The organism is Paraburkholderia sp., from assembly GCF_035948235.1.
In the GTDB taxonomy this organism is placed as follows: domain Bacteria; phylum Pseudomonadota; class Gammaproteobacteria; order Burkholderiales; family Burkholderiaceae; genus Paraburkholderia.
The window spans coordinates 1-2,444 of record NZ_DASZJJ010000170.1; the positions used below are offsets into that span (position 1 = coordinate 1).

At 65.7% G+C, this 2,444-nt stretch carries 3 protein-coding genes; all 3 read left to right on the forward strand.

Features of this window, described 5'->3' with window-relative positions:
- A partial coding sequence (locus tag VG320_RS14940) for an FAD-dependent monooxygenase (RefSeq protein ID WP_327200877.1) occupies nt 1-714 on the forward strand: 714 nt, incomplete at its 5' end.
- Nucleotides 715-816: 102 nt separating this feature from the next.
- Nucleotides 817-2,214, forward strand: coding sequence for an MFS transporter (locus VG320_RS14945; protein ID WP_327200878.1), 1,398 nt, complete (start codon nt 817-819; stop codon nt 2,212-2,214).
- Between the two features lie 95 nt (nt 2,215-2,309).
- The coding region (locus VG320_RS14950; RefSeq protein WP_327200879.1) for a LysR family transcriptional regulator at nt 2,310-2,444 on the forward strand (135 nt) is incomplete at its 3' end.

Genomic DNA, 2,444 nt, shown 5'->3' on the forward strand with positions numbered 1-2,444 from the left:
GCGCATCAGCAGCCGCCGTTTATCGGTCAGGGCATGTGTCAGGGCATCCGCGACGTGGTCAATCTCATCTGGAAGCTGGACGCCGTGATGAAGGGCGAAGCGCAGCCCGTGCTGCTCGACAGCTACGCGGCGGAACGCGGCCTGCACGTGCGGCGTCTTACCACGCGCATCAAGGAGATCGGCAAGCTGATCTGCGAGCGCGACGTGACGGCGGCGCGCGAGCGCGATGCGCGCTTGCTGCGCGAGGCCGGCGGCCAGATCAAGACGATCGCACGTCAGGATATCGTGCCGAAGCTCGAAGCCGGACTGCTCGACAGCGTCGCGCACACGGCCAACGGCACGCTGTTTCCGCAGCCGCGCGTGCTTCATGGCGACGAGGCCGGCGATGGCGCGTTGCTCGATATCGTCGCGGGCGGCAACTGGCGCGTCGTGACGCTGGGCGGCGACGTTGTCACGGATGCTGTGCAGCAGTTGGCGAAGCGCATTGGCGCGCAGCTCGTCGAACTCGCACCCGATGGCGACGCGCAACACGTCGCGGTGCTGCCCGACAAGCATCGCGTGGTGGAGATCGACGGCGTGCTCGCGGCCTGGTTCCAGCGCAACGAGTGCCGCGCGGCGATTGTGCGTCCTGACCACTACGTCTATGGCGTGGCGGCGGATGCGGCAGCGCTGGCCGATGCGCTCGCGCAACTGGACACGGCCTTGCACGGTTGAAGCATCTGCATGGCGTGGTGCCTCAAAACGCGCAACGTCATGCATCCACCGGTCAACCGCCCGCAAGAGGCGGTGCCGGACACACACAACACGGAGACAAGCTTGGCCACCTCGATCAATGTCAGGGAGGAGCTGGCGCACGCGCGCATCGGCGGCTTCCATCTGCGCTTTGCAGTACTCGTCGGCTTCATCATGTTTTTCGACGGCTACGATCTGTTTAACGCCGCCTATGTGATTCCGCTCGTGCGGCACGCGTGGCATCCCACGCCCGCGATGATCGGCATGATGCTGTCTAGCGGTATCGTCGGGCTGTCGATTGGTTCGGTGTTGCAAGGCCTTATTGCAGACCGCATTGGCCGGCGCAAGGTGATGCTCGGCGCGCTGTGGATGCTGACGGCCGCAAGCGCGCTGCTCGCAACCGTGGTGCATTCGGCCATCGCGTTCGCGCTCGCGCGCCTCGTGCTGGGGACGGCGCTTGGCATGGTCACGCCGCTTGCACTCACCTGCATCAACGAATGGGCGCCGCGGCGCAACGCCAATACCTTCGCGACCTGGGTGTTCCAGTTTGGTTTTTCGGCGGGCGGCATTTTCGCAGGGATTGCGGGCCTGACGCTCACGCCGCGACTGGGCTGGCAATCGCTCTATTTCGTGGGCGTGCTCTCCGCTCTGGTGGCGCTTGCGGCGTGGCGCTGGCTGCCCGAATCGGCGCAATTTCTCGCGCTGCGCGGCCGCATGGACGATGTGCGTGCGCTCCTTGCAGCGGCGCGGCCTGAAAATGCAGAGGTCTATCGCACCGCCACGATCGAGTCGATGCGGCCTGCTTCGCGCACCGGCTCCGTCGCCGATCTGCTCTCGCACGATTATCGCCACAACACGCTCGTGCACTGGATCGCGGGCGCGCTCAGTCTGTTCTGCATCCACGGTCTCACGGGCTGGCTGCCGGCGCTGGTGGTGGCGGGCGGCGGCGCGGTATCGTCGGCGTTCGGCTATGGCACGCTGGTGATGATTGCGTCGGTCTTCGGCGGGATTTCGATGGGCTGGCTTGCGGATCGGCTGCAAAGCCGCATCCGTGCGATGGTCATCGGCTATCTGGGTGCGGGGCTGTTCATGGCGGCGCTGTCCGTGGCGCTGGACAAGCCGTTCGCGATGGTGCTGGTGGCGGGCGCGGGATTTTTCGTGTTCGGCGCGCAAGCCGTCATGAACAATTACCAGGCGATGTGCTATCGGACCGAACTGCGTGGCACCGGCATGGGTATGGCGGTCGGGTTGAACCGGATAGGCGGCATACTCGGGCCTGTTATCGTGGGCGTCGTCGCGTCGAGTCATCCCGATCCGATGTGGACTTTCGCGCTGTTCACGCTGGCGCTGGTGCTGGCGGCGGGCGTGATCGCATTGGGCCGCACGGAAATCGCCGCGTTGCCCGTTGACGCGAATCCTGCGGACAATACGCGCGATGCCACGGCTTGCGTGGCGAGCCACGATCCCGGCGTGACCGGATGAGCGTCGCGATGCGCGAATGTGTGTGAGTCGCGCATGAGCCTTTGAATCACGACAGGCCGCCCGGCGAGGCGGCCTTTTGCATGGAGACGCGCGCGATGCGCTTCAACAGACTGGACCTGAATCTGCTCGTCACGCTCGATGCGCTGCTCGACGAGCGCCGCATCACGCGCGCGGCGGAGCGTTTGAACCTGAGCCAGTCGGCGATCAGCGGCATGCTCGCCAAGCTCAGG